Raw genomic sequence first — 1,997 nt, 5'->3', positions numbered from 1 at the left:
TCGACACCCGCTGGAACGTGCTGGCGGTCAACGAATCCTATGATCGCGCGTTTCCCGGACTGGTCGAGGACGTCAATATTCTGCGCTGGTTCTTCGGCAACCCGTTGTCGCGCAAAGTAATGGTCGAATGGGAGACGGAGTCCACGCTCACCGTGCACTGGCTGCGCGGTCTGATCGGCCAGCAGGGCGGCGGCGACTGGGCCACCGAATTGCTCGACGAATTAGCGCAGTATCGAGACTTCCGCCGCATCTGGGACGATGGCGACACCGTCTACGGCCGCGAGCACACCGCCATGCGGCTGTGCGATCTGCACACCGGCGAGAACTACACCGTCGACGTCCAGCTGTTCCGGCTCGACTCCGTCGCCTACCCCGGCCGCATCCAGTACTACCTGGGTGTTCGCGGTCCCGACCGTTAGATCCCGGCGACCGCCACCGGCTCGACGGCGTACGGGGTGCAGGCCGTGACCAGTCCGGCCAGCGCCGCGGCGACCTGCTCGGGATGGGTCAGCGCGCAGCCGTGTCCCGCGCCTGCCACCGTGCGTACCTCGCCCGCCCCCGACAGCCCGGCGGCCAACCGCGCGCACTTGTCCGCGGTGCTGTTGTGGTCGTGTTCGCCGCGCAGCACGAGCGCGGGCACGGTGATCTCCCCGAGCCGCCCATGGACCGAATCGCGGCCGATCAGGCAGTCGGCCGCCGGGCGAATGGCGCTGCGATCGCCGGCCAGCCAGCGGGTGATCCAGGTCTGCCAGATCTGCGGGTCGGTGCCGCCGATCAATCGTGGTGCGAGGTCTTCGGCCAGCGGCCGCAATGCGCCCGCGCCGCACCATTCGTCGAAGAAGTTCTCGTAATAGGTTTCCTCGTCCCTGGTGCACGCGTCGGCCTCGGTATCGAGCAGCGCCAGTCCGGTCACGCGTTCGGGAGCCAGCAAAGCCATTCGCAATGCGGTGTATCCGCCCTGGCTCATGCCGCCGACAATCGCGCGCTCGATGCCCAGCGCGTCGAGAACCCGCAGGCCGTCGGTGGCCAGATCCCAGTAGTCGAAGCGCGGGTCGTCGCCGTATCCGGTGCGGCCGTGACCCCGGGCATCCCAGGCCACGACATTGATATCGGTGTGCGCCAAGACTTTCCGGATCGCATCGAACATCGATTCGTCCATGAGGAATCCATGGGCCAGCAGCAGCGTCGGCCCGTGGACGGCATCGGTGCGGAAATGGACGTTCACAGAATCGGAGTGTACGAAGGGCATTGTCGAAACATACAAGCCATCCGGTCGTTTTCGCCTGGTTGCGGACTGAATGCGGTACTCCCGTCCGGGGTAGCGCCGGTCCTGTGAATTCACTGGCGAGTGTATGTACCTCACCGGGGACAAATATTTGTGCGCGCCCTGTGGACATGTGTGTTCATGGCCGATTGGATAGGGGGCGTACCGATATTCGGCTCGAATCGGAAAATGGGGATTTTGATGAGGGTGACGGAGCAGGGGCTGGACGCTCATATAAGTCTGGCCGCCGCGGGCGACAGTGTCTCGGCGACATTCGCGGTCTGCGATGCGGAGGGCAGGGCGATCTGGTACGGCCCGTTCATCGACGCCGACGCCGACCATCCGCGCGGCGACCAACTAGCGGCCACGATGGGGGCCGCGGGCCGCGCGATCTGGCTCGCGGGGCGAGCACGCGAGGACACCGGGGTCGAGAAGGTGACGTTGCACCTGGCGGTCAGCGAAGAGGGGCTCGACGCCATCACCCTGGCCTGCACCGCGTCGATGGCCGGGCTCGCACTGGATCTGGTTGTCACCGAGGACAATCCGGCACTGGACTGGTGCCAGGCGTTCGGCAGGCTCGACTGGTCGTCGGGGCCGTTGACCGGTCTGGTCGATCCGGAAACGCCACAGACGATTCCGGCACTCCGGGCGATCACCGGCGGCCTCGACCAGCAGACCGAACCACAGGAAAGGCTCGTCATGCACGAACTAGCACTCGATCCCTCGATGGAAC

At 65.8% G+C, this 1,997-nt stretch carries 1 protein-coding gene and 2 pseudogenes; 2 read left to right on the top strand and 1 reads right to left on the bottom strand.

The window, feature by feature from the left end; genetic code table 11:
• Positions 1-419, top strand: a pseudogene (locus ACFWF3_RS33820) (XRE family transcriptional regulator); the annotation flags it as partial.
• Here ACFWF3_RS33820 and ACFWF3_RS33815 read toward each other — a convergent pair.
• On the bottom strand, positions 416-1,225 hold the full coding sequence (locus ACFWF3_RS33815; protein WP_379318056.1) for an alpha/beta fold hydrolase: 810 nt from the start codon (positions 1,223-1,225) through the stop codon (positions 416-418). The pseudogene ACFWF3_RS33820 and the gene ACFWF3_RS33815 sit on opposite strands and share 4 nt — an antisense overlap.
• A 240-nt stretch (positions 1,226-1,465) precedes the next feature.
• Between ACFWF3_RS33815 and ACFWF3_RS33810 the strand changes: the two are divergent.
• Positions 1,466-1,997 (top strand): annotated as a pseudogene (locus ACFWF3_RS33810) (hypothetical protein); the annotation flags it as partial.

The organism is Nocardia sp. NPDC060220, from assembly GCF_042727815.1.
Lineage (GTDB): Bacteria > Actinomycetota > Actinomycetes > Mycobacteriales > Mycobacteriaceae > Nocardia.
This window is presented reverse-complemented; position numbering and strand designations above follow the sequence as displayed.